This window comes from Pseudaquabacterium rugosum, from assembly GCF_038066575.1.
Taxonomy (GTDB): domain Bacteria; phylum Pseudomonadota; class Gammaproteobacteria; order Burkholderiales; family Burkholderiaceae_C; genus Pseudaquabacterium; species Pseudaquabacterium rugosum.
This window is the reverse complement of record NZ_JBBUTF010000006.1, coordinates 298239-321362: the sequence shown is the minus strand read 5'-3', so window position 1 is coordinate 321362 and position 23124 is coordinate 298239. Positions and strand designations below refer to the sequence as shown.

The window sequence follows — 23124 nt, the reverse complement described above, 5'->3', positions numbered from 1 at the left end:
ATCCCCAGGAGCATCCCCACCATGAGCGACATCCAGGCCGTCATCTTCGACATGGACGGCATCCTCATCGATTCCGAAGTGCTGTGGCGCGAGGCGCGCGAGGACTTCGCGCGCGACCACGGCATGGTCTGGAGCGCCGAAGACCAGGAATCGGTGATGGGCTGCAACACCGCGCTGTGGTCGCACATCATGGTCGAGCGCCTGCAGCTGCGCGAACGCCTGGGCATGGACGAGGCCGCCATCGCGCGCGAGATCAAGGCCCGCCTGCTGGCCAAGTACGAGGCGAAGCTGCCCGAGCGCGAGGGCGCCATCGCCGCCGTGCGCCTGGCCGCCTCGCGCTACAAGGTGGCGCTGGCCTCGGGCTCGCCCAACGAGATCGCCCGCCACGTGATGCGCGTGACCGGCCTCGACCAGGTCTTCCTGGCCGCCACCTATGGCGACGACGTGGCCCACGGCAAGCCGGCGCCCGACATCTACCTGGACGTGCTGGCCAAGATCGGCGTCGATCCGGCGCATGCCGTCGGCGTCGAGGACTCCGGCAACGGCATCCGCTCGCTGCACGCGGCCGGCATGGGCATCATCGCCGCGCCCGGCCCCGAGTTCCCGCTGGCCGAGGACGTGCTGGCCCTGGCCGACGTGCGCATCGACGAGATGACCGGGTTCTCGCTCGATCTGGTCGAGCGCGCCGGTGCCGGGCTGCGCCAGCGCCGCGGCTGATCCTCAGTCCGGCGTCACGCCCGCCTGGGTGACGATCTGGCGCCAGACCGGGATCTCGGCCTTGATCTGCGCCGCGAACTGCTCGGGCGTGGAGCTGTCGGGTTCCATGCCGATGGTCATCATCTGCCGGGTTACCTCAGGATCCTTGACGATGCGGGCGATCTCGGTGTTGAGCCGCTGCACGATGTCGCGCGGCGTGCCCTTGGGCGCGAAGAAGCCGAACCAGACATCGACGGCGAAGCCCGGCACGCCCTGCTCGGCCATCGTGCGCAGCTCGGGCAGGAAGGCCGAGCGCCGCGCACCGGTGGCCGCCAGCATGCGCAGCCGGCCTTCCTTGACCATGGACATGGCCGCCGTCGGGCCGGCGAAGGCCATGTCCACCTGCCCGCTGACCAGATCGTTGAGCACGGCCGGGCCGCCCTTGTAGGGCACGTGGGTGATGTCGACCTGGGCCAGCGCGCTGAACTGCGACAGCGCCAGATGCGCGGTCGAGCCGTTGCCCGAACTGCCGGCCAGCAACTGGCCCTTGCGCGCCCTGGCCAGCGCGATCAGCTCGGGCACCGACTTCGCCGGCAGGCCCGGGTGCGTCAGCAGCACCAGCGAGTTGTGGCCGACGTGGATGATCGGCACGAAGTCGCCCACCGGGTCGTAGCCGACCTTGGAGACCACCGGGTTGACGGTGAACGGCGCGTTCGAGGCCAGCAGCAGCGTGTGGCCGTCCGGCCTGGCGCGTGCCGCGGCCAGCGTGCCGATGCTCTGCCCGCCGCCGTTGCGGTTCTCGACGATCACCGGCTGGCCGAGCACGGCCGTCAGCCGCGGCGCGATCAGGCGGATGAAGGAATCGTGGGTCGCCCCCGGCTGCACCGGCACGATGACGGTGATCGGCCGCGCGGGCCAGGACTGGGCCGCCGCCGGCGCGCCGACGAGGGCCGCCGCGGCCCCCATCGTCAACGCGGCCAGCGCGGTCCGCAGGGAACGGGAGACCCGGCCGGCATGGCCAGGGCTGCGCGAGGTGAACATGGTCGTCTCCAGGGCTGTCGGTCTGCGTGGCGGACGACGCCCGGCTCGGGATCCGGGGCCGTCCTGCACGGCGCGCAGCGTAGAAGCAGGCCTGGCGCAGGCCACTGAACGAATCGGAGATTCGCTGGCACTTTTCGGTGGGGCCAGGGTAGTCCCGTGGACCGGCGGTGGGGGACTTCGGTGCCCGGCCCGGCGCGAAGGCGGTGAGCCACGCCTTCATCGGCGCATCGAGCCGGCGTGGCCCGGCTCGCGGTGCGCAGGAGAAGCGGCCTGGGAGAGCGGGCACGGGCCCACGCCGCCTTGCCTCAGACTCCGCGGCTCGGCCGGAGCGCGGGCACCTCGGCGCACGGCTTGGGCTAGAGTGCGGAACCGCACCCTGTCCTGCACCCTCATGAGCGCCACCATGCTGGAGTCCGTCCACATCCAGAACTTCAAGGGATTCCGTGACACGCGGATCGACGGTTTCTGCCCGGTCAATCTGGTGATCGGCGGACAGAACGTGGGGAAGACGTCGTTGCTGGAGGCGGTGTTGTTCGCCTTTAGGGAGAAGGTTTCTGCTGATTTCCGCTCCCAAGATGAAGGTGACGCTCAGAGATTGATCGGAGCCGTGTGCGGTCGCGCCCGGTATTTACTGCAGGCCTCCGCCAATGGCAGAGACTATGGCATCGCTGCGCGAGGAACAGCCGAAGGAAGATTCACTGCTATAAGGCAAGTAGCTAAAGGGCACACAGCTTCGGCTATCCTTTATCCATCCGGCGAAAAGCCGCCGATCTGCTTGGGTCTTCCGCTTTTCCTGCCGTTTCAGTCGCGCTTCGTGGACTTGTGGGGCCAAGTAGTCTTTGGTCGCAAAAAGCAAGCCCTATTGGGTCTTTTACGAAGTATCGAACCAAGGCTTATAAGCCTTGACGCGATTGCTCCCGACGGCGAGCAACGCCTATACGCAGAACTCGACGGCGTCCCCCAAGCCCTGCCCCTGTCCCACCTGGGCCACGGCTTCAGCCGCCTGGTCCACCTGTTCAGCGAACTGCTGGTCTCGGACGCCTCGCTGGCCTTGATCGACGAGATCGAGAACAGCATCCACTACAGCGCGCTGCCGACCCTGTTCCAGGGCGTGCGTGCCGTGGCCCAGGAGCGTCAGGTACAGACGCTGATGACCACCCACAGCTGGGACGCGCTGCGTGCCGCCAGCGAGGTCTTCGCGGACACGCCGGAGCTGTTCCAGGTCATCCGGCTGGAGCGGACGGCCGACGACAACGTCGAGGCCGTGCGGATCGACGTCCCGCGCCTGCAGCGCCTGATCGACCAGGACCGCGAGGTGCGCTGAGATGGCCGCGCCGCGCACCGCCGACCGTCCGCTGCAGTCGGCCCGCGTCATCCTGTGCGAGGGCAAGGACGAACACGAGATCCTCAGCCTGCTGCGTCGGCAGCGCGGCCTGGGCGACGCCGACATCGAATTGCGCGAGGCCGGCGGACGTGATCGTCTGGCGCAGGCGCTCGATGACCTGCGTTATGAATCCGGCGGCTCCGGCATCCGCCACGTCTGCGTGGTGCTGGACGCCGAGGAGTGCACGGCCGCGGACATGGCCTTGCCGGACCACCTGTCCGGGATTGCACAGGCACACGGCTGGACGAGCCGGATCCACGTGCTGCCCGATCCCCAGCGTGCCGGCGGCCTGGAGACCCTGGCCCGGGAACTGGCACCGGGCCAGGACCCCGCTCACACCTGTGCGGACCACTGGGAGGCCTGCATCAGCCCGCAGCGCGCACCCAAGACGCAGGCGCAGCGCGACAAGGCCTGGCTGCAGGTCTGGCTGGCCGGCACCGGCGTCTACAACAAGGCACGCCTGGGCATGGCCCTGAGCCAGGAGCGCGTGGTGCGGCAGCAGATGGCGACGCTGCTGGCCCGCTTCGACGCCATCCTCGACGAGGCGCTGCAGAGCCCCGCCTGAGCCCCGAGCCCCGGCCCCGGGCTCACCCCGATGTTCCACGCCACGCCATGCACCTAGCATGCGCGGCATTCATCGGAACATCGTTTCATGCAAAATCACAAAACGTTTCGGCGCGTCGCCGAAGCCGCGACGGCGAGCGCGACCGCCGGCACACCGGCGGTCACCGCACCGGACGCCCATGCCCCCGACGCCCCGGTTCCCGCCGCCGTCCCGGCGTCCGCCACCCGCCGTCACTGGCTGGGCCGGGCCGCCTCCATGCCCTGGGTCCTGGGCGCATCCAGTGCAGCCACGGCACAGGCCACCGCGGCACCGGCATCACCCGCCGCCACCCCGGCCAGCCCGGGCTCGACACCCGCACCGCCCACCGCCGTCAACGCCACCACCACCACCCTGTCCGACACCGCCCAGCGCACCGGCCTGACCGCCGCCGACAACGCCCTGCCCGTCTTCTTCGAGCCGCTGCGCGCCCGCATGCGCTTCAGCCACGGTTGGCGCGAGGGTGTCTCGCCGTCAGACTGGCGCAGCGCCGGCCGCGCCGCCGCCCGCGCCCTGATGCTGCCGCCGGACACCGACGCCCCGCCCTGGCAGGCCACGGTGCTCGATGCCGTCGACCGTGGAAGTTATCGCGCGCTGCGGCTGAGCCTGCAGCTGACGGCCGACAGCCGCGTGTTCGCGCTGCTGCTGGAGCCCAAGGCGCGCGGGCCGCATCCGGCCGCGCTGGTGCTGCACGACCACGGCAGCCGCTTCGACATCGGCAAGGAGAAGATGGTCGAGCCCTGGGGCGATCCGGCCCGCGAGGAGGCCGCCCGCGGCTGGGCCGCCCGCTACTTCGGCGGGCGCTTTCCCGGCGACGAGCTGGCCCGCCGCGGCCATGTGGTGCTGTCGGTCGATGCGCTGGGCTGGGGCGACCGCAGCGTGCCCGGCTTCCAGCGCGAGTCCCAGCAGGCCCTGGCCTGCAACCTGATGAACCTGGGCCAGAGCTGGGCCGGCCTGATCGCCTGGGAAGACCTGCGCGCGGTGCAGTTCCTGGCCAGTCTGCCGCAGGTCGACCGACGGCGCGTGGCGGCCGTCGGCTTCTCGATGGGCGCCTTCCGCGCCTGGCAGCTGGCCGCGCTCAGCGACGAGGTGACGGCCACCGTGGCCTGCTGCTGGATGGCCACGATGCAGGGCCTGATGGTGCCGGGCAACAACCAGCTGCGCGGCCAGTCGGCCTTCACCATGCTGCACCCCGGCATCGGCCGCTGCCTGGACTATCCCGACGTGGCCGGGCTGGCCGCCCCGCGGCCGATGCTGCTGCAGGCCGGCGCGCAGGACCCGCTGTTCCCGCCGGCCGTGGTCGACGAGGCCTGGGGCCGCATGCACCGCATCTGGCAGGCCAGCGGCGCGGCCTCCGCACTGGCCACGCACTGGTGGCCGCAGGGCCATGTGTTCGACGTGGCGCGGCAGGACCAGGCCTTCGACTGGCTGCAGCGCCAGGGCTGACGATCACCCGTCAAGCCCCGGCGGTCAATCTATATGCGACTGATTCGCATTTATGATGTCGGACTGCCCGTGCCGCCCCGCGGCCGCCGTCCGAAAGTCTGCCGATGTCCGTGTCCTCCCTGGCGCGCCGCGCCTGTGTCCTGGGCCTGAGCGCCCTGCTGCTGCCCCTCGCCCACGCGGCGCCCACGGTCCTCAAGGACGTGGTCGGCCGCCAGGTCAAGGTCGATCTGCCCGCCAAGCGGGTGCTGCTGGGCTTCTACTTCGAGGACTACATGGCCATCGGCGGCGAGAAGGCCTTCGACCGCGTGGTCGGCTTCTCGCGCGAGGCCTGGGAAGGCTGGCGGCCGGCCAACTGGGCGTTGTTCAGCGCCCATCGGCCCTCGCTGAAGGATCTGCCCGACGTCGGCGAGGTGGAGGCGCAGACCTTCTCGGTCGAGAAGGTGCTGGCGCTCAAGCCCGACGTGCTGATCCTGGCCGAATGGCAGTACAAGGGCCTGGGCCCTGATGTCGAGCGTCTGGAGGCCGCCGGCGTGCCGGTGGTGGTGGTCGACTACAACATGGAGCTGCCGGCCCATCACGAGGCCAGCACCCTGCTGCTGGGCCGCATCGCCGGCGAGGAGGCCCGGGCGCGCACCATCGCCACCGAGTACCGGACCGCGGTGCGCCAGGTCGAGACGCGCATCGCCCAAGCGCACCTGCCCAAGCCGCGCTTCTATGTCGAGTTCGGCAACAAGGGGCCGGCCGAATACAGCTTCAGCTACGGCAAGGGCATGTGGGGCCAGCTGGGCGTGCTGGCCGGTGGCGAGAACATCGCGGCCCCTTACGTCGAATGGTATGGGCCGATGAACCCGGAGAAGGTGCTGGCCAGCCGGCCCGAGGTGATCTTCATCGCCGGCACCGAATCCACCCGCAACCCGACGGCCATGTTGATGGGCCAGGGCGTGGACCCGGCGCAATCGGCCCGGCGCCTGCAGGCCTTCACCCAACGGGCCGGCTGGAGCGAGCTGCCGGCCGTGAAGAACCAGCGCGTGCACGGTCTCTACCAGGGCGCATCCCGCACGGTGGTGGACTACACGATGGTGCAGTACATGGCCAAGGCGATGTACCCGACGCTGTTCAAGGACGTGGATCCGCAGGCCAACTACACCCGCTTCTACCAGCGCTACCTGCCGGTGCTGGCCAAGGGCAGCTTCGGACTGGGGCTGTGAGCATGGCCCGCACCGCACGCCGCACGGCCCTGCTGGCCGGTCTTCTGCTGTCCGCCCTCGGCACCCTGGCCCCGGTCACGGCCGGCGCCGCGCCGACCACCCTCAAGGACGTGGCCGGCCGCGAGGTCACGCTGGAGTTGCCCGCCAAGCGGGTGATGCTCGGCTTCTACGTCGAGGACTGGTTCGCCATCGCCGGCGACAAGGGCTACGACCGCCTGGTGGGCATGTCCAAGGGCTGGTTCGTCAAGTCGCGCCCCGTGGTCTGGGAGCAGTACGCGGCCGCCCGCCCGACGTTGCGCGACGTCACCGACGTCGGCAACGTGCAGGACCAGACCTTCTCGGTCGAGAAGGTGCTGGCCACGCGGCCGGACGTGGTCATCCTGGCCGACTGGCAGTTCAAGGCCCTGGCCTCCGAGGTGCCGCGCCTGGAGGCGGCCGGCATCCCGGTGGTGGTGGTCGACTACAACGCCCAGACGCTGGACCGCCACCTGGCCAGCACCCGCGTGCTGGGCCAGATCAGCGGCGAGACGGCCCGCGCCGAGCGCATCGCCGACGACTACCGCAAGACCGTCGACGGCCTGCGCCAGCGCATCGCCCAGGCCCGCCTGCCGCGGCCGCGGGTCTACATCGAGCTGGGCGACAAGGGCCCGGCCGAGCACAGCTACACCTACGGCCGCAACATGTGGGGCGCCATGGCCGAGCTGGTCAGCGGGGACAACGTGGCCGCGCCCTTCGTCAAGGACTGGGGCACGATCAACCCCGAGCAGCTGCTGGCCTCGCGGCCACAGGTCGTTCTGATGGCCGGCTATGAGAGCGTGAGCCGACCCGACGCGATGCAGATGGGCTTCGGCATCGGCCAGGCCGAGGCCCGCCGCCGTCTGCAGGGCTACACCCAGCGCCACGGCTGGTCGGCGCTGCCCGCGGTGCAGGACGGCCGCGTGCACGGCGTCTACCACGGGGCCACGCGCAGCGTGCTGGATGCGGCCCTGCTGCAGTACCTGGCCAAGGCGCTGTACCCGACGCTGTTCGCCGATCTGGACCCGGACGCCACCTACCGCGACTTCTACCGCCGCTACCTGCCGATCCAGCCGCAGGGCACCTTCATGCTGAGCCTGCGCTGAGCCGGCCTCCGTCCGATCGCAGCCCACACGCCACGATGACCCCGACGACGACATCCCCCATCGCCGCCGTGCCGCCCGGCGCGGCCGTGCAGCGCCAGCGCGCCCGCGAATCGCGCCGCGCCCGCATGCTGCTGCTGTTCGCCGCGCTGCTGACCGGCACGCTGCTGCTGGACGTGGCCACCGGCCCGTCGCTGCTGGCGTTGCGCGACGTCGTGAGCACCCTGCTGCACCCGCAGCAGGCCGATGCGATGACGCGCGCCATCGTGATGGACATGCGCCTGCCGATCGCGTTGATGGCACTGGTGGTGGGGGCCGCACTCGGTCTGGGCGGGGTGCAGATGCAGACCCTGCTGGACAACCCGCTGGCCAGCCCCTTCACGCTGGGTCTGGCCGCGGCCGCGGGCTTCGGCGCCGCGCTGGCCCTGGTGACGGATGGTCTGGGCCTGCCCCAGCTGCTGGCCATCCCGCTGGGCGCCTTCATCTTCTGCATGCTGGCGGCCAGCCTGTTGTTCGGCCTGGCCATGCTGCGCAACGTCAGCAGCCAGACCCTCATCCTGGCAGGCATCGCGCTGCTGTTCCTGTTCCAGTCGCTGCTGTCGCTGGTGCAGTTCATGGCTTCGCCCGAGCTGAACCAGCAGATCATCTTCTGGCTGTTCGGCAGCCTGATGCGCACCACCTGGCCGATGCTGGCCATCACCACCGGCATCACCGTGGTCTGCGCCATGCTGCTGCAGCGCGACGCCTGGGCCCTGACCTGCCTGCGCCTGGGCGAGGCGCGCGCCCGCAGCCTGGGCGTGAACGTCACGCGGCTGCGCCTGAAGACGCTGGTGCTGGTGGCGTTGATGACGGCCACGGCGATCAGCTTCGTCGGCATCATCGGCTTCATCGGCCTGGTGGCGCCGCACATCGCACGCATGCTGGTCGGCGAGGACCAGCGCTACCTGATGCCGCTGTCGGCGCTGTGTGGTGCGCTGCTGCTGTCGACCGCCTCGGTGCTGTCGAAGTCGATCGTGCCGGGCGCGCTGTTTCCGATCGGCATCGTCACCGCGCTGATCGGCGTGCCCTTCTTCATCTGGCTGGTGCTGAGCCGGCGGGGGCGTGGCCGTGCTTGAGATCCATGACCTGCACCTGCGCCTGGGCGACCAGGATCTGGTGCGTGGCCTGAACCTGCAGCTGCGCCCCGGGCGGCTGCACGCCATCATCGGCCCCAACGGCACCGGCAAGACCAGCCTGCTGCGGGCCCTGTTCGGCGAACTGCGGCCACGGACGGGCGAGTTGCGCCTGCACGGCCGCAGCTGCTCGCCGCGCAGCCTCGCCGCCTGGCGCGCCGACATCGGCTACATGCCGCAGGACACGCAGCTCGACCTCGACCTCACCGCGCTGGAGGTGGTGGTGCTGGGCCGGCTGCAGCGGCTGTCGATGCGCCTGAGCGACGAGGACCTGCAGGCCGCGTACGCCGTGCTGCACGATCTGGGCATCGCCCATCTGGCGGACCGGCCCGTGCATGCACTCAGCGGCGGGCAGCGCCAGATGGTGCTGTTCGGGCAGGTGCTGCTGCGCCAGCCACGGCTGCTGCTGCTCGACGAGCCGGTCAGCGCCCTCGACCTCAAGCACCAGATGCAGCTGATGGAGCACCTGAGCGAGCGCACGGTGCGCCAGGACTGGATCAGCGTGGCCGTGCTGCACGACCTGAACCTGGCCGCACAGTTCGCCGACGAGCTGATCGTGCTGGGCGAGGGCCGGCTGCAGGCCGCAGGCCCGCCGGCCGAGGTGCTGACGGCCGAACGGGTGGAACACCTGTACCACGTGCGCGTCGACGTGCGCCTGGACGCCGACGGCCTGCCCCATCTGAGAACCCTGCGCGCACCCCGCGCCGCGCGCCCCGGCCCCGCCGACGTCCGAACCTGACCATGACTCCTGCACCTTCGCCTTCGCCCGCTCCGTCCGCCCACCCTCGCCACGGCCGTCCGGCCACCGGCCGCCGCCGCCCCCGATGGACCACCCAGGCCGCCGCCCTGGCCGCCGGGCTGCTCACGCTGTTCAGCCCTGCGGCCTGGAGCGCCGAGCACGTGATCCGCATGCTGGACGTTGGCACCGACGGACCGATGGTGTTCGAGCCGGCCTGGGTGCAGGCCGAGGTCGGCGACACCCTGCGCTTCGTGCCGACCAGCAGCGGCCACCATGTGCGCAGCCTGGCGGTGCCCGAGGGCGCCAGCCCCTGGCTGAGCCCGCTGGACCAGCCCTTCGAGGTGCGGCTGGAGCGCCCGGGCCTCTATGTCTACAACTGCCCGCCGCACCTGATGATGGGCATGGTGGGCCTGGTGCAGGTCGGCCCGGGCGCGGCGGCGCCGAACCGCGAACGCGCGATCGCCACCCTGAAGGCGACGAAAGGCCGCATCTACACCCACGGCGAGCGCATCGACGCGCTGCTGCAGGCACTGAAGTAGGCGCGGCGGCTCAGGGCCGCGCCGGCCCGCCCATCACCTCGCGCACCAGCCGCACCCAGAAGCTCGCCGCCACCGGCAGCACCGCGTCGTTGAAGTCGTAGCCGGGGTTGTGGATCATGCAGCCGCCCTGGCTGTAGGCACCGATCAGGCCGTTGCCGACGATGAAGTAGCAGCCGGGGCGCTGCTCCAGCAGGAAGGCGAAGTCCTCGCTGCCGGTCAGCGGGGCCATGTCGGGCATCACGTGGTCCGCGCCCAGCCAGCCGGTGGCGATGCGGCGGACCTCGCCGGTCCAGTGCGCATCGTTGACCAGCACCGGATAACGCCAGTGGTAGATGACCTCGGCGCGCACGCCCAGCGTGCGGGCCTGGGCCTCGGCCAGCTCGGTGATGCGCTCGCGCAGGCGCTGGCGCACCTCGGGGCGCAGCGCGCGCACGGTGGCCTTGAGCTCGACACGGTCGGGGATGACGTTGGGCGCGTCGCCGCCGTGGATGGCGCCGATGCTGACCACCGCCATGTCACGCGGATCGGTGTTGCGGCTGACCACGGTCTGCAGCGCCAGCACGATGTGGGCCGCGGCCACCACCGGATCGGCGCTGTCGTGCGGTGCGGCGCCATGGCCGCCGCGGCCGTGCACGATGATGTGCACGGTGTCGGACGAGGGCATGAAGGCGCCCGCGCGCAGGCCGATGTGGCCGACCGGAAAGCCCGGCATGTTGTGCAGGCCGAACACCGCATCACAGGGGAAGCGCTCGAACAGCCCCTCCTCGACCATCCGGCGCGCGCCGCCCAGGCTCTCCTCGGCCGGCTGGAAGATCAGCTGCAGCGTGCCGTCGAAGCCGCCCTCGTCGGCCAGCACACGGGCGGCCGTCAGCAGCGCGGCGGTGTGGCCGTCGTGGCCGCAGGCATGCATGCGGCCGGGGATGCGGCTGGCATAGGGCAGGCCGGTGGCCTCCTGGATCGGCAACGCGTCCATGTCCGCACGCAGCGCGATGCGGCGCGGGCCATCGCCCCGGCGCAGCAGGCCGACCACGCCGGTGCCGGCCAGGCCGCGGTGCACCTCGTATCCCCAGTCCTGCAGGCAGGCGGCCACCTGGTCGCTGGTGGCGAACTCCTCGTAGGCCAGCTCGGGGTGCGCATGCAGGCGCTGGCGCAGGGCCACCATTTCGGGCGTCAGCGCGCGCACGGCGGGCAACACCGCCTGCGCCAGCCGCGGGGCCAGACGCTCGATGGGATCTCCTCCGATGGCCTGCCCCGCCGTGGCACGCAGCGCGCGGGCCAGATCGGTGCCGTCCGTGTCGACGGGGCTCATCCCAGCTGCCCCTGGCAGACGTACTTCAGGTGCAGGTACTCGTCGAGGCCATGGACCGAGCCCTCGCGGCCGTAGCCCGAGGCCTTGACGCCGCCGAAGGGCGCGGCCTCGGCGGCGGTCGCGCCCTCGTTGACGCCGATGATGCCGGCCTCCAGCGCGTCGGTCACGCGGGCGATGCGCCGCACGTCCTGACTGTAGAAGTAGGCGGCCAGGCCGTAGGGCGTGGCGTTGGCCGCGGCCACCACCTCGGCCTCGTCGTCGAAGGCGCTGACCGGGGCCACCGGGCCGAAGGTCTCCTCGCAGGCGCAGTCCATGTCGTGCGTGACGCCGGTCAGCACGGTGGGCGCGTAGTAGTTCGCACCGAGCGCGGCCAGCCGCTCACCGCCGACGACGACACGCGCGCCGGCGGCCACGGCCTGGCGCACATGGCGGTCGATCTTGTCGACGGCCCGCGCGTTGATCATCGGGCCGATCTGCGCGCGCGCGTCGGTGGCCGGCGCCACCACCAGCGCCTGCACGCGGGCGGCCAGGCGCTCGACGAAGGCGTCGTGCACGGCGCGCTGCACGTAGATGCGGTTCGGGCAGACGCAGGTCTGGCCGCCGTTGCGGAACTTGGCCGCCATCAGGCCCTCGACCGCGGCATCCAGGTCCGCATCGGCGAAGACGATGAAGGGCGCGTTGCCGCCCAGCTCCAGGCTGAGCTTCTTCAGCGTGTCGGCCGAGCGCCGCGCCAGATGCCGACCCACCGGCGTCGAGCCGGTGAAGCTGATCTTGCGCACCCGTGGGTCGTCCAGCCACACGTCGACCACCTCGGGCGTGCGCTCGCGCGAGGCGGTGACGATGTGGAGCACGCCGGCCGGCAGGCCGGCCTCCTCGGCCAGGCGCACCAGGGCCAGCGAGGTCAGTGGCGTGTCCTCGGCCGGCTTGCACACCACGGTGCAGCCGGCGGCCAGCGCCGGGGCGATCTTGCGCGCGATCATCGCGGCGGGGAAGTTCCACGGCGTGATGGCGGCCACCACGCCCACCGGCTCCTTCAGCGCCAGCATGCGCCGGCCACTGACCGGCGCCGGGATCACGTCGCCGTTGGCGCGCACCGCCTCCTCGGCGAACCACTGCACATAACTGGCGGCATAGACGACCTCGCCGCGCGCCTCGGCGTAGGGCTTGCCCTGTTCGCGGCTGATCAGGCGGGCCAGATCGTCCTGGTGGGCCATCATCAGGTCGTGCCAGCGCCGCACCAGCGCCGCGCGCTGGCGGGCCGGCACCTGGCGCCAGGCGGCGAAGGCCGCATGGGCGGCATCGGCCGCCGCACGGGCATCGGCCGCGCCGCTGTCGGGCACGCTGGCGAAGACGGCGCCGGTGGCCGGGTCGTGCACGTCGAAGCGGCGGCCGTCGCGGGCCTCGCACCAGTGGCCGATGAAGTTGCGGCCGGGCAGCAGGTCATCGCGCCGCGGGCGCAGGTCGATCAGGGCATCGGCGGGGGTGTCAGTGGACATGGAGTGCGGGCGATCCAGGCGCCTCAGGAAGGCGGTCAGGGTGATCAGGCCGCGAGGGCCGGATGGGGCGGACGCGGCAGCGGGGACGCGGCCGGCGGCAGCGCCGGCTCGGGCGCCAGGCCGTCGAGCCAGCCCTGGCGCAGCTCGGGCACCGAACGGGCCAGGCGTTCGTAGTAGGGATGGGCCGGCCGGCGCTCGTAGTCGGCCCGCGGGATCTGCGCCAGATTGCGGCCGTGCTGCATGACGACGATCTCGTCGCACAGCGCGCGCACCGTGTGCAGGTCGTGGGTGATGAAGAGCACGGCCACGCCCAGCTCGCGGCGCAGCTGGGCGATCAGGTCCAGCACGGCGGCGGCCACCACGGTGTCGAGGGCCGAGGTCACCTCGTCGCACAGGATCAGGTCGGGCTCGGCCGCCAGCGCGCGGGCCAGGTTCACCCGCTGCTTCTGGCCGCCGGACAGGCCGCCGGGCAGACGCTCGGCCGTGGCGGCGGGCAGCTGCACCAGGTCCAGCAGGCGGCGCAGGCGCTGGGCCAGCGCCGGGCCCCTCAGGTCGTGGAACAGGCGCAGCGGCCGCTCCAGGATGTCGCGCACGGTGTGCGATGGGTTCAGCGCCGTGTCGGCCATCTGGAACACGATCTGCATGCGGCGCAGCTCGTCGCGGCTGCGCCGGGCCAGCTCGGGCCGCAGCTCGCGGCCGTTGAACAGCACCGTGCCGGCATGCGGCGGCTGCAGGCCGGCGATGGCACGCGCCAGCGTGGTCTTGCCCGAACCCGATTCGCCGATCACGCCGATGGCCTGGCCGCGGTGCAGCTGCAGATCGATCCCCTCCAGGATGGTGTGGGCCGGCCGGCCGGCACCATCGCGCGGGCCGTAGCCGACGGCCAGGCCGCGCACGTCCAGCAGCGGCCGCGCGTCGTCGTCGGCCGAGCGCGGCGGGGCCGGGCGCTCGGCCGGACGTGCGGCTTCCAGCAGCGCGCGGCTGTAGGGATGGGCGGGCTGCGCCAGCAGCTGGCCGGTGGGCGCCAGCTCCTGCGCGCGGCCGTGGCGCAGCACCAGGATGTGGTCGGCCATCTGGGCCACCACGGCCAGATCGTGGCTGACGTAGACGGCGGTGACCTGGCGCTCGCGCACCACGCGGCGGAAGGCGCGCAGCACCTCGATCTGCGTGGTGACATCGAGCGCGGTGGTGGGCTCGTCGAAGATCAGCAGCTCGGGGTCGGTGATCAGCGCCATCGCGGCCATCAGCCGCTGCAGCTGGCCGCCGGAGACCTGGTGCGGGTAGCGCTGGCCGATGGTCAGCGGCTCGGGCAGCGCCAGCTCGCTGAACAGCGCGACGGCCTTGCGCTCGGCCTCGGCCCGCGTGAGCCGGCCGTGCAGCAGCGCCGGCTCCACCACCTGGTCGAGCAGGCGGCGCGAGGGGTTGAAGGAGGCGGCCGCGCTCTGTGCGACATAGGCCACGCGGGCCCCGCGCAGCGCACGCAGCTGGCGTGCCGACATGGCCAGCACCTCGTCGTCGCCGATGCGCACGCGCCCGCCGCTGATCGCGCAGCCGTGGCGCGCATGGCCCATCAGCGCCAGCGCGGTGGTGGTCTTGCCGGAGCCCGATTCGCCGATCAGCGCCAGCACCTCACCCGGACGGATGTGAAAGCTCAGGTCCTGCACCAGCACCGTGTCACCGGCGCTCACGCGCAGGCCCTCGACCGTGACGACTGCACCCATGGTCAACGTCCTCCGCGTTCACGTGCCCGGCGGCCGGGCAGGTTGTCGATGAACAGGTTCATGCCGATGGTCAGGCTGGCGATGGCCGCCGCCGGGGCGATCACCGCCGGGCCGCCCTGGGCCAGCGCACCGATGTTCTCGCGTACCAGCGAGCCCCAGTCGGCCGCCGGCGGCTGGATGCCCAGGCCGAGAAAGCTCAGGCTGGCCAGCAGCAGCACCACATAGACGAAGCGCAGGCCGAGGTCGGCCAGCATCGGGCCGGCGATGTTGGGCAGGATCTCGCGCCGCATCACGTACCAGCGGCCCTCGCCGCGGCTGCGGGCCACGGTCACGTAGTCCATCGCGGCGATGTTGACCGCCATCGAGCGCGCCATGCGGAAGGCGCCCGGCGTGTAGATGACGGCCGCGGTGGCGATCAGCAGCGGCATCGACGCGCCGAAGCCGGCCACCATCAACAGGGCCAGCATCTTGCTGGGTATGGCGGTCAGCGTGTCCAGCAGACGGCTGAGCGCACCATCGATCCAGCGGTTGCTGGAGACGGCCAGCAGCGCCAGCACGGTGCCACCGCCGCTGGCCAGCAGCGTGGCGCCGAGCGCCACGCCCACCGTGTAGCGAGCGCCCTCGATGACGCGGGCCAGCATGTCGCGGCCGAGATAGTCGGTGCCCAGCCAGTGGGCGGCGCTGACGCCGGCGAAGACCTCGGCCCCGCCCTGGGCCCCGGTGCGCGACAGCACCCAGGGCCCGGCGATGGCCGCCAGCGCCCAGGCCGCGACCACGCCCAGGCCGAGCAGGCCGGACGGTCCCATCGCCGCCAGCGTGCAGCGCCAGCGCGCCAGCAGGCCCTGGCGGGCGCAGGCCGCCTCGGCCGCGGCGCGGGCGGCCTGCGCGGCCGGGCCGCCGCACGCATCGGTCGCACCGGCGCCGGGTGGGGCCTCCGGCTCCAGGGGCAGGGGCAGGGGAACGGGCAGGTTCATGGCGGACTGCAGGACGGAGGGCATGGCAAGAATCTCCCGGGCCTCAGGCCTGGCGCAGCCGCGGGTTGGCGACGATGCCGCAGACATCGGCCAGCGTCACCAGCAGCAGGTAGCCGGCGCAGAACAGCATCGCGCAGGCCTGCACCAGCGGCATGTCGCGCTGGGACACGCCATCGACCATCAGCTTGGCGATGCCGGGGTAGTTGAAGATGGTCTCGACGATGATCACGCCGCCCAGCAGATAGGACAGGCTGAGCGCCACCGCGTTGGCGATCGGGCCGATCGCGTTGGGCAGCGCATGGGCCAGCACCACGCGTGCCGGCGACGCACCCTTGAGCCGCACCATCTCGATGTAAGGCGCCTCCAGCTGGTCGGTGACGGCCGCACGCGTCATGCGCATCATCTGGGCGACGATCACGCAGCACAGCGTGAGCACCGGCATGGCGAAGGCCTTGAGCAGCTGGCCGACAGACTCGATGTCGCTGGCATAGGACAGCGCCGGCAGCCATTTGAGCTCGACGGCGAAGATCAGCACCGCCAGCGTGGCGACCAGGAACTCGGGCACCGAGACCACCGCCACCGCCAGCCCCGAGGCCGCCCGGTCGAACCAGGAGCCGCGCCAGACGGCCGCGCAGATGCCGGCCGTCAGCGCCACCGGCACCGAGAACAGCGCCGTCAGCGCCGCCAGCAGCAGCGAGTTGGGCAGCCGGCTGGCCAGCAGCTCGGCCACAGGCATCTGGGTGGTGGCCGAGGTGCCGAGATCGCCCCGCAGCATCCCGCCCAGCCAGCGCACGTAGCGGGTGGGCGCGGGCACGTCCAGCCCCATCTGGGTGCGCAGGGCGGCCAGCGCCTCGGGCGTGGCGTCCTGGCCCAGCTGCTCCTGCGCGGCATCACCGGGCAGGATGGCGGTGATGGCGAAGACGATGGCCGAGACCGCCAGCAGCGACAGCAGGGCCAGCCCCAGGCGCTGGGCCAGCAGCTTCAGGATGAGGGTGTTGATCATGGGCGTCGGGCTTGCGAAGGTCGTGCCAGGGCGGACGGAGGGCGGGCCGGCCGATGCCCCTCAGCCTTCGAGCCAGACGTGCTCGGCGAAGTTGTAGCCCATCAGGCCGCCCAGCGGGATCGGCGACAGGCCCTTGACCTTGCTGCTGTGGCCGTCGATGCTGGCCAGGTACATCGGGATGCCGATGCCGGCCTCCTGGTGGATCAGCACCTGCATGTCGGCGTACATCTGCTTGCGTTTGGCCAGATCGGTCTCGGCGCGGGCGGCCACCAGCAGCTGGTCGAACTTGGGGTTCTTCCAGCGGCTCTCGTTCCAGGCCGCGTCCGACTTGAAGAACTGGGTCAGGATGGTGTCGGCGCTGGGCCGCGGGTTGACGTTGCCGAAGCCCACCGCGCTGTTGAGCCAGTGGTTGGACCAGTAGCCCTCGGCCGGCATGCGCTTGACCTCCAGCTCGACGCCGATCTGCGCGGCCGTCTGCTGCAGCATCAGCGCGATCTCGACCGAGTACAGCGCGGCCGGCGAGGCCACGACCGGGATCTTGCCGCTGATGCCGGCCTTCTGCAGGTGGAACTTCGCCTTCTCCGGGTCGAAGGGCCGCTGCGGCAGGCCGGCGAAGTGGAAGCGGTTGGTCGGATCGATCGGCTGGTCGTTGGCCAGCACGGCGTGGCCGAGGGCCACCGTCTTGCGCAACTCCTCGCGGTTGAACAGGTGCTTCATGCCGAGGATGAAGTCGGGGTTGGCGCCCGGGCCCATGTCCTTGCGCATGACCAGATCGGAGTACTGGCCGGCCTGGGTCTCGAAGACCGCATAGCCGGGCGTGCCGCGGATGCGGGCCACCGAGCGCGGGTTGACCGAGGCCACCAGATCCATGCCGCCCGACAGCAGGGCGTTGACGCGGGCGCTCTCGTCGCCGATGCCGATGAACTCGATCTCGTCGAGGTGGCCCTTGCCCGGCTTCCAGTAGGCCTCGTTGCGCACCACCAGCGAGCGCACGCCGGGCTTGAACTCCTTCAACTTGAAGGCACCGGTGCCGATGCCGGTGCTGAAGTCGGTGGTGCCGGCCTTGACGATGTGGAAGTGGTAGGTGCCGAGGATGACGGGCAGGTCGGCGTTCGGGGCACTCAACTCGATCGTCACTTCGCCCGGCGCGCTGGCCTTGACGCTGTCGATCTGGTCGGCCAGCGCCTTGGCCTTGGAGGCGGTGGCCGGGTCCTTGTGGCGCATCAGCGAGAACACCACGTCCTCGGCCGCCAGCGGCTTGCCGTCGTGGAAGTTCACGCCCTTGCGCAGCTTGAAGACCCAGCTCTTCGCGTCCTTGGTGGCCCAGCTCTCGGCCAGCGCCGGCTGTGGCGTCAGGCTGCCGTCCAGCGCGGCCAGGCCGTTGTAGAGCATGTTGCCGCGGCAGTAGTCGGTCTGGTTGCTCTGCTTGGCCGGGTCGAGCGTGTCGGTGGCCGCCGCCGTGGCCGCGGCCACCCGCAGCCGGCCGCCCTTCTTCGGCACCTGCGCATGGGCGTCGAGCGCCAGCGTGGCCACCCCGCCGGCCAGGCCGGCCTGCATGCCGCCGGCCGTCAGCAGGCGCAGGATGTCGCGGCGCGAGGCCCCGCGCTGCAGGGCCTGCATCAGGCGCTGGCTGTCTTCGGATCCGACGAGGGAATCGAGCGGCTGGCGATCGCGCATGGGGCGTACTCCGGAAATGAGGTGTAGGGGACGAAGCGGAGGATCAGGACGGGCGGAAGCAGGAGCGGACGAACAGGGGACGACACCGGCCGTCTCAGGCCAGCTTGTCCTTGAGCTGGTAGTACAGGCCGACCAGCGGCAGGAACCAGGGCGGGCCGAGATGGCCGGGGATCGCCGGCCAGGGCCGGCCGGCGAAGGGGTTGGCGGCGGCCTCGCCGGCCATCACGCGGGCCATCGCGCGGCCCAGGTGCACGCTCATCTGCGTGCCGTGGCCGGACAGGCCGGTGGCGTAGTACAGGCCGTCACGCTCGCCGGCGCGCGGCAGGCGGTCGCGCGTCATGTCGACCAGACCGCCCCAGCAATGGTCGATGCGCACGCCGCGCAGCGAGGGGAACATCGCCTCCATGCCCTGGCGCAGGATCTCGCCGCTGCTGCGGTCCTGCGTCGGGTTGGAGACGGCGAAGCGGGCTCGGCCGCCGAACAGCAGGCGGTGGTCCGGGCTCAGGCGGAAGTAGTGGTGGATGTGGGCCACCGTCACGTAGGTACGGCGTCCGGCCAGCAGCGCATGGGCGCGCGCCTCGCCCAGCGGCTCGGTGGCGATCAGGAAGCTGCCCACCGGCACGATGCGGCGGCGGATCCAGCCGAAGCTGCCATAACCGCCATGGCGCGTGGCCCCGGTGGCCAGCAGCACCTGATCGGCCTGCACCACGCCGCGCGGCGTGTGCACGCGGTGGCGGTGCGTGGCGCCCAGGCGCTCCAGGCGCTGCACCGGGGTGCCGACCTCGATCTGCGCGCCGGCGCGCTCGACGGCCGCGGCCAGGCCGTGGGCGAAGCGGCCCATGTGCATCTGGCCGCTGCGGCGGTAGAGCATGCCGCCGACGAACTGCTCGCTGGCCACCTCGGCGCGCACGGCGTCGCGCTCCAGGATCTCGGTGTCGGTGTCGACGCCGTCGGCATGCAGCCGCTCGACGGTGCGGCGCAGCCCGTCCAGACCGGCCTCACGCGCGGCCAGCTTGAGCTTGCCGGTGCGGATGAAGTCGCAGGCGATGCCCTCGTCGTGCACCAGCTGCTGCACGGTGTCGACGGCGTCGTCGTAGGCGCGGTACCAGGCGGCGGCCAGGGCCGGGCCGTAGGCCGCGGCCGTCTCGGCATAGTCGACGGCCAGGCCGCTGTTGACGTGGCCGCCGTTGCGGGTGGAGGCCTCGGCGCCGGCCTGCGGGCCCTGCTCCAGCAGCAGCACGCGGGCGCCGCGCCGGGCCAGCGCAAGGGCGGCCGACAGGCCGGTGAAGCCCGCCCCCACCACCGCCACGTCCACCGCGGCCGGCAGCGGGCGCTGCGGCGGGGCGTAGGGCGGCGCGTCCGCGGTCCAGAAGCTGTCGTTGCGCATGAGGTCGGCGGTCAGGCGGCGGTCGGGATGTACGACGGATGGCGAGGCGGTCAGGGCCTCAGAGGCCGACCACGCCCGGCAGGCCGCCGATGTCGGCGATCTCGGTGTAGCCGTAGTCGGCGCAGCCCGGGCCATGGCCACGGTTGACGAAGACCTTGTTCTTGATGCCGATGTCGTTGGCCGACATCAGGTCATAGCGCAGGCTGGAGGAGACGTGCAGCACGTCCTCCGGGTTGCAGCCCAGCGAGTCCAGCATGTATTCGAAGGCCTGCAGGCGCGGCTTGTAGGCCTGGGCCATCTGCGCGGTGTAGACGCGGTGGAAGGGCGCGCCCAGCTGGGCCACGTTCTTCTGGATCTGGTCGTCGGAGGCGTTCGACAGGATCACCAGCGGGATCTCGCGGGCGATCTTGGCCAGACCGGCCGGCACGTCGGCATGCGGGCCCCAGCTGGGCACGGCGTCGTAGTACTGCCGGGCCTCGGCGTCGAGGTACTGCAGCTTCCACTTGCGGCACAGGCGGCGCACCGCGTTCTTCAGCACCGTCTCGTAGGGCTTCCAGTCGCCCAGCACCTCATCCAGACGGTAAGCGGAGAAGTCGGCGATGAACTGCGCCATGTGTTCGGCCGGGATGCGGTCGGCGTACATCTCGCGCGCCATGTCGCCCATGCGGAAGCGCGTCAGCGTGCCGTAGCAGTCGAAGGTGATGTACTTGGGACGGAAGGCCATGGTGGTCGGTCTCTCGGCTCGGAGGGGGTGGCGGAAAGGGGTGCGGAAGAGGCGTTCGGTACCGGCGGGGTGGAGTCATTCCAGCATGGCCGGGCTGAACGGTTGTGTCGTCATCGTGGCAGCGCGACGCGGAAACTGTCGTTTGGGGCGGCCGGCGCGGCATCGCGTGCGGCGCGCACGAATGGCGTGCGGCGCGCACCGCCGTGCAATCAGGAAAACCCGAAAAGCACCGTCTTGAGGCGCAGGTTGGCCTCCAGCGCCTGGCGGCCCAGGTCCTTGCCGATGCCCGAGCGCTGCCAGCCGCCGGTGGGCAGCGCGAAGTCGTGGCTGCGGCCATAGCGGTTGACCCAGACGGTGCCGGCCTTGAGTGCGCGCATCAGCCGCATCGCCCGCGCCAGATCGGCGGTGTGCACGCCGGCGGCCAGGCCGTAGTCGGGATGCGCGGCCAGCGCCAGCGCCTCCTCCTCGGTGTCGAAGGTCTGCACCGTCAGCACCGGGCCGAAGATCTCCTCGCGCACCGCCGGGTTGGACGCGTCGACGCTGTGCAGCACCGTGGGCTGCCAGTAGGCGCCGCCCGGCCCGTCATCGAAGCGGGCGCCGCCGCACAGCAGCTCGGCACCGGCGTCACGCGCGGCCTGCACGATGGCCCCGATGCGCGCGGCCTGAACGGCCGAAATGATGGGCGCCAGCGGCGCCGGGCCGGCCCAGGCCGCCGCATCCCAGGTGGCGCCGGGGCGGAAGGCGCGCATGCGCCGCACCACCCGCTCGACCAGGGCCGGGGCCACGCCGCGCTGCACGATCAGGCGCGAGCCGGCCACGCAGACCTGGCCCGCGTTGCCGGTGATCGCACCCACGATCAGGCCGGCCAGGGTGTCCAGGTCCGGCACGTCATCGAACACCAGTTGCGGGCTCTTGCCGCCGAGCTCCAGCGTCACCGGCTTGGGGCCGTGCTGGGCGCAGGCGGCCATGATGGCCGCGCCGGTGCGCGTCGAGCCGGTGAAGGTCATCTTGCCGACCAGCGGATGGCGGCACAGCGCCTCGCCCGTGGCGCGGCCATCGCCCTGCACGACGTTGAACAGGCCGGGCGGCAGGCCCGCCTCGACCGCCAGCTCGGCCATGCGGATGGCCGAGAACGGCGTCAGCTCCGAGGGCTTGAGCACCACCGCGTTGCCGGCGGCCAGCGCCGCACCGACCTTCCACGAGGCCATCACCAGCGGGAAGTTCCAGGGCGTGATCGCGCCCACCACGCCGTAGGGCTCGCTGATGACCAGACCCAGATGGTCCTGGCGCGTGGCGGCCACGTCGCCGCCGAGCTTGTCCGCCCATTCGGCGAAGTAGCGGATGCCCTCGGCGGTGAAGGGCACGTCCCAGGCGGCGGCGTCGCGCAGCGGGCGGGTCGAGCCCACGCCTTCGAGGGCGGCGAGGGCGGGCGCATCGGCCTCCAGCAGATCGGCCCAGCGGCGCAGCACGCGGGCGCGGTCCCGCGGCGCGCCGCGGGCCCAGTCGCTGCGCTCGAAGGCGGTGTGGGCGCCCTGCACCGCCTGGTCGACGGTGGCGGCATCGGCCACCGGCAGCTCGGCCCAGGGCCGGCCGTCGGACGGTCGCAGCACGGCCAGGGCCGCGGCATCCGGCTGCAGGCGGCCGGCGATGAAATGGCCTTGCGGCGGGCGGATCCGGTCGGGATCGGTCATGGGAGGCATTCCTTCGGACATGAGGGGCTGCGGCGCAGCGCACCCGGTGCGTCGATGCTAGGCAAGGGCGTGCCACAGGTGTGTGCATGAACGGCGCACGCCACAGCAGCCTGTGCTGTGGCGGCCCGGCGCCGCACACGAAGCTGCTGAATTGCGCGGCTGGACCGTGCGACGGCTGGTCAAGCCCCCACGCTGGCCGCAACATGGCGCCAACTCAGCCCGTGGAGCCTGCGCGCGATGGCCCTGCCACCTGCCCCCCCGAACCCGCCGCCCGCCGACAGCGATGTGATGGCGGCCCTGCCGCCCGGCATCGACGACGGCGTCACGCTGCGCCCGATGACCGCCGACGACCTGCCCGCCGCCCAGGCGCTGACCGACCAGCTGCGCTGGCCGCACCGCCTCAGCGACTGGCAGGACGCGTTCGCCCATGCCGAGGGCCGCGTGGCCGAGCGCGACGGCCAGGTGGTGGGCACCGGCCTGCGCCTGTGCTACGGGTCGCGGCATGCGGTGATCGGCCTCGTCATCGTGGCGCCGGCCTGCCAGGGCCGGCGCATCGGCCTGCGGCTGATGCTGGCGCTGCTCGACGGCCTGGACGCGCACACCGTGCTGCTGCACGCCACGCCGCAGGGCCGCGGCCTCTACGAGCGCCTGGGCTTCGTGCGCACGGGCGAGGTGCGCCAGCACCAGGGCACCGCGCTGCCCGCACCGCTGGTGGCGCTGGCCCCCGGCCGCCGCCTGCGCCCGGCCGGCCAGCGCGACCTGGACACGCTGATCGCGCTCGACCATGCCGCGCGCGGCATGCCGCGCGAGGCGCTGATCCGCGAGCTGGCGGCCCAGGCCGTGGCCTGCGTCGTGCTGAGCGACGGCGAGCAGGCCTGCGGCTTCGCGATGCTGCGCCGCTTCGGCCGTGGCCAGGTGATCGGGCCGGTGGTCGCGCCCGACGTCGACGGCGCCCAGGCGCTGATCGCCCACCTGGCCGGCCAGAACGCCGGCCACTTCACCCGCATCGACATCGACTTCGACAGCGGTCTGGCCGAGTGGCTGGAGGGACTCGGCCTGCTGCGCGTCGATGCGCCGGTGACGATGGTGCGTGCGCCGCGCGACGGCGCGCCATCGCGGCCCTCGATGGCGTCGGCGCCCGCCGGCAGCCGCCCGCGCACCTGGGCCCTGGTCAGCCAGGCGCTGGCCTGAGGCGCCC

20 protein-coding genes are annotated in these 23124 nt (G+C 72.0%); 10 read left to right on the top strand and 10 right to left on the bottom strand.

The window, feature by feature from the left end:
* The first annotated feature begins 21 nt into the window (after positions 1–21).
* Positions 22–717 (top strand): HAD family hydrolase, encoded by a 696-nt coding sequence (locus AACH11_RS08795; RefSeq protein WP_341373835.1) that lies wholly within the window; start codon positions 22–24, stop codon positions 715–717.
* A gap of 3 nt (positions 718–720) precedes the next feature.
* On the opposite strand, the gene AACH11_RS08790 is transcribed toward AACH11_RS08795, so the two are convergent.
* Positions 721–1737: a Bug family tripartite tricarboxylate transporter substrate binding protein gene (locus tag AACH11_RS08790; protein ID WP_341373834.1), complete on the bottom strand. Its 1017-nt coding sequence runs from the start codon at positions 1735–1737 to the stop codon at positions 721–723.
* A 391-nt stretch (positions 1738–2128) separates the two neighbouring features.
* On the opposite strand from AACH11_RS08790, the gene AACH11_RS08785 reads away from it, so the two are divergent.
* The 8 genes from AACH11_RS08785 to AACH11_RS08750 all read left to right on the top strand — a co-directional run bounded on the left by AACH11_RS08785 (position 2129) and on the right by AACH11_RS08750 (position 9944).
* A complete protein-coding gene (locus tag AACH11_RS08785; protein WP_341373833.1) occupies positions 2129–3061 on the top strand; it encodes an AAA family ATPase in 933 nt (310 codons plus the stop codon).
* Between the two features lies 1 nt (position 3062).
* Positions 3063–3686, top strand: coding sequence for a DUF3226 domain-containing protein (locus AACH11_RS08780; protein ID WP_341373832.1), 624 nt, complete (start codon positions 3063–3065; stop codon positions 3684–3686).
* 255 nt (positions 3687–3941) lie between these two features.
* Positions 3942–5168: a dienelactone hydrolase family protein gene (locus tag AACH11_RS08775; protein WP_341373831.1), complete on the top strand. Its 1227-nt coding sequence runs from the start codon at positions 3942–3944 to the stop codon at positions 5166–5168.
* A gap of 104 nt (positions 5169–5272) precedes the next feature.
* On the top strand, positions 5273–6376 hold the full coding sequence (locus AACH11_RS08770) for an ABC transporter substrate-binding protein (RefSeq protein WP_341373830.1): 1104 nt from the start codon (positions 5273–5275) through the stop codon (positions 6374–6376).
* Positions 6377–6378: 2 nt separating this feature from the next.
* A complete protein-coding gene (locus tag AACH11_RS08765; RefSeq protein WP_341373829.1) occupies positions 6379–7497 on the top strand; it encodes an ABC transporter substrate-binding protein in 1119 nt (372 codons plus the stop codon).
* A gap of 35 nt (positions 7498–7532) precedes the next feature.
* Positions 7533–8609, top strand: a complete 1077-nt coding sequence (locus tag AACH11_RS08760; protein ID WP_341373828.1) for a FecCD family ABC transporter permease — start codon at positions 7533–7535, stop codon at positions 8607–8609.
* Positions 8596–9405 (top strand): ABC transporter ATP-binding protein, encoded by an 810-nt coding sequence (locus tag AACH11_RS08755; protein ID WP_341373827.1) that lies wholly within the window; start codon positions 8596–8598, stop codon positions 9403–9405. Before AACH11_RS08760 ends, AACH11_RS08755 begins: the two co-directional genes overlap by 14 nt.
* A 2-nt stretch (positions 9406–9407) precedes the next feature.
* Positions 9408–9944 (top strand): plastocyanin/azurin family copper-binding protein, encoded by a 537-nt coding sequence (locus AACH11_RS08750; protein ID WP_341373826.1) that lies wholly within the window; start codon positions 9408–9410, stop codon positions 9942–9944.
* Between the two features lie 10 nt (positions 9945–9954).
* Here the strand turns inward: AACH11_RS08750 and AACH11_RS08745 are convergent, their stop codons facing one another.
* The 9 genes from AACH11_RS08745 to AACH11_RS08705 all read right to left on the bottom strand — a co-directional run bounded on the left by AACH11_RS08745 (position 9955) and on the right by AACH11_RS08705 (position 21926).
* Positions 9955–11106: a M20 aminoacylase family protein gene (locus AACH11_RS08745; RefSeq protein ID WP_423228711.1), complete on the bottom strand. Its 1152-nt coding sequence runs from the start codon at positions 11104–11106 to the stop codon at positions 9955–9957.
* A 143-nt stretch (positions 11107–11249) separates the two neighbouring features.
* The gene (locus tag AACH11_RS08740; RefSeq protein WP_341373825.1) at positions 11250–12749 is read right to left on the bottom strand and encodes an NAD-dependent succinate-semialdehyde dehydrogenase; all 1500 of its coding nucleotides are present in this window, start codon (positions 12747–12749) and stop codon (positions 11250–11252) included.
* A 44-nt stretch (positions 12750–12793) separates the two neighbouring features.
* Positions 12794–14470, bottom strand: coding sequence for an ABC transporter ATP-binding protein (locus tag AACH11_RS08735; RefSeq protein ID WP_341373824.1), 1677 nt, complete (start codon positions 14468–14470; stop codon positions 12794–12796).
* A gap of 2 nt (positions 14471–14472) precedes the next feature.
* Positions 14473–15444, bottom strand: a complete 972-nt coding sequence (locus AACH11_RS08730; RefSeq protein ID WP_341373823.1) for an ABC transporter permease — start codon at positions 15442–15444, stop codon at positions 14473–14475.
* A 43-nt stretch (positions 15445–15487) separates the two neighbouring features.
* Positions 15488–16444: an ABC transporter permease gene (locus AACH11_RS08725; protein ID WP_341373851.1), complete on the bottom strand. Its 957-nt coding sequence runs from the start codon at positions 16442–16444 to the stop codon at positions 15488–15490.
* Positions 16445–16507: 63 nt separating this feature from the next.
* The gene (locus AACH11_RS08720) at positions 16508–18124 is read right to left on the bottom strand and encodes an ABC transporter substrate-binding protein (protein ID WP_341373822.1); all 1617 of its coding nucleotides are present in this window, start codon (positions 18122–18124) and stop codon (positions 16508–16510) included.
* A gap of 94 nt (positions 18125–18218) precedes the next feature.
* Complete coding sequence (locus tag AACH11_RS08715) at positions 18219–19511, bottom strand: NAD(P)/FAD-dependent oxidoreductase (RefSeq protein WP_341373821.1); 1293 nt, start codon at positions 19509–19511, stop codon at positions 18219–18221.
* Positions 19512–19569: 58 nt separating this feature from the next.
* Positions 19570–20235 carry a haloacid dehalogenase type II gene (locus tag AACH11_RS08710; protein WP_341373820.1) on the bottom strand — a complete coding sequence of 222 codons (666 nt, stop codon included), beginning with the start codon at positions 20233–20235 and terminating at the stop codon, positions 19570–19572.
* Between the two features lie 209 nt (positions 20236–20444).
* On the bottom strand, positions 20445–21926 hold the full coding sequence (locus AACH11_RS08705) for an aldehyde dehydrogenase family protein (protein WP_341373819.1): 1482 nt from the start codon (positions 21924–21926) through the stop codon (positions 20445–20447).
* 288 nt (positions 21927–22214) lie between these two features.
* Between AACH11_RS08705 and AACH11_RS08700 the strand changes: the two genes are divergently transcribed.
* On the top strand, positions 22215–23117 hold the full coding sequence (locus tag AACH11_RS08700; RefSeq protein WP_341373850.1) for a GNAT family N-acetyltransferase: 903 nt from the start codon (positions 22215–22217) through the stop codon (positions 23115–23117).
* The last annotated feature ends 7 nt before the right edge of the window (positions 23118–23124 follow it).

Coding starts and splice junctions, on each gene's coding strand:
- AACH11_RS08795 (WP_341373835.1), top strand. CDS start 22: ATGAGCGACATCCAGGCCGTCATCTTCGACATGGACGGCATCCTCATC.
- AACH11_RS08790 (WP_341373834.1), bottom strand. CDS start 1,737: ATGTTCACCTCGCGCAGCCCTGGCCATGCCGGCCGGGTCTCCCGTTCC.
- AACH11_RS08785 (WP_341373833.1), top strand. CDS start 2,129: ATGAGCGCCACCATGCTGGAGTCCGTCCACATCCAGAACTTCAAGGGA.
- AACH11_RS08780 (WP_341373832.1), top strand. CDS start 3,063: ATGGCCGCGCCGCGCACCGCCGACCGTCCGCTGCAGTCGGCCCGCGTC.
- AACH11_RS08775 (WP_341373831.1), top strand. CDS start 3,942: ATGCCCTGGGTCCTGGGCGCATCCAGTGCAGCCACGGCACAGGCCACC.
- AACH11_RS08770 (WP_341373830.1), top strand. CDS start 5,273: ATGTCCGTGTCCTCCCTGGCGCGCCGCGCCTGTGTCCTGGGCCTGAGC.
- AACH11_RS08765 (WP_341373829.1), top strand. CDS start 6,379: ATGGCCCGCACCGCACGCCGCACGGCCCTGCTGGCCGGTCTTCTGCTG.
- AACH11_RS08760 (WP_341373828.1), top strand. CDS start 7,533: ATGACCCCGACGACGACATCCCCCATCGCCGCCGTGCCGCCCGGCGCG.
- AACH11_RS08750 (WP_341373826.1), top strand. CDS start 9,408: ATGACTCCTGCACCTTCGCCTTCGCCCGCTCCGTCCGCCCACCCTCGC.
- AACH11_RS08745 (WP_423228711.1), bottom strand. CDS start 11,106: ATGGTGGCCCTGCGCCAGCGCCTGCATGCGCACCCCGAGCTGGCCTAC.
- AACH11_RS08740 (WP_341373825.1), bottom strand. CDS start 12,749: ATGTCCACTGACACCCCCGCCGATGCCCTGATCGACCTGCGCCCGCGG.
- AACH11_RS08735 (WP_341373824.1), bottom strand. CDS start 14,470: ATGGGTGCAGTCGTCACGGTCGAGGGCCTGCGCGTGAGCGCCGGTGAC.
- AACH11_RS08730 (WP_341373823.1), bottom strand. CDS start 15,444: ATGAACCTGCCCGTTCCCCTGCCCCTGCCCCTGGAGCCGGAGGCCCCA.
- AACH11_RS08720 (WP_341373822.1), bottom strand. CDS start 18,124: ATGCGCGATCGCCAGCCGCTCGATTCCCTCGTCGGATCCGAAGACAGC.
- AACH11_RS08715 (WP_341373821.1), bottom strand. CDS start 19,511: ATGCGCAACGACAGCTTCTGGACCGCGGACGCGCCGCCCTACGCCCCG.
- AACH11_RS08710 (WP_341373820.1), bottom strand. CDS start 20,235: ATGGCCTTCCGTCCCAAGTACATCACCTTCGACTGCTACGGCACGCTG.
- AACH11_RS08705 (WP_341373819.1), bottom strand. CDS start 21,926: ATGACCGATCCCGACCGGATCCGCCCGCCGCAAGGCCATTTCATCGCC.
- AACH11_RS08700 (WP_341373850.1), top strand. CDS start 22,215: ATGGCGGCCCTGCCGCCCGGCATCGACGACGGCGTCACGCTGCGCCCG.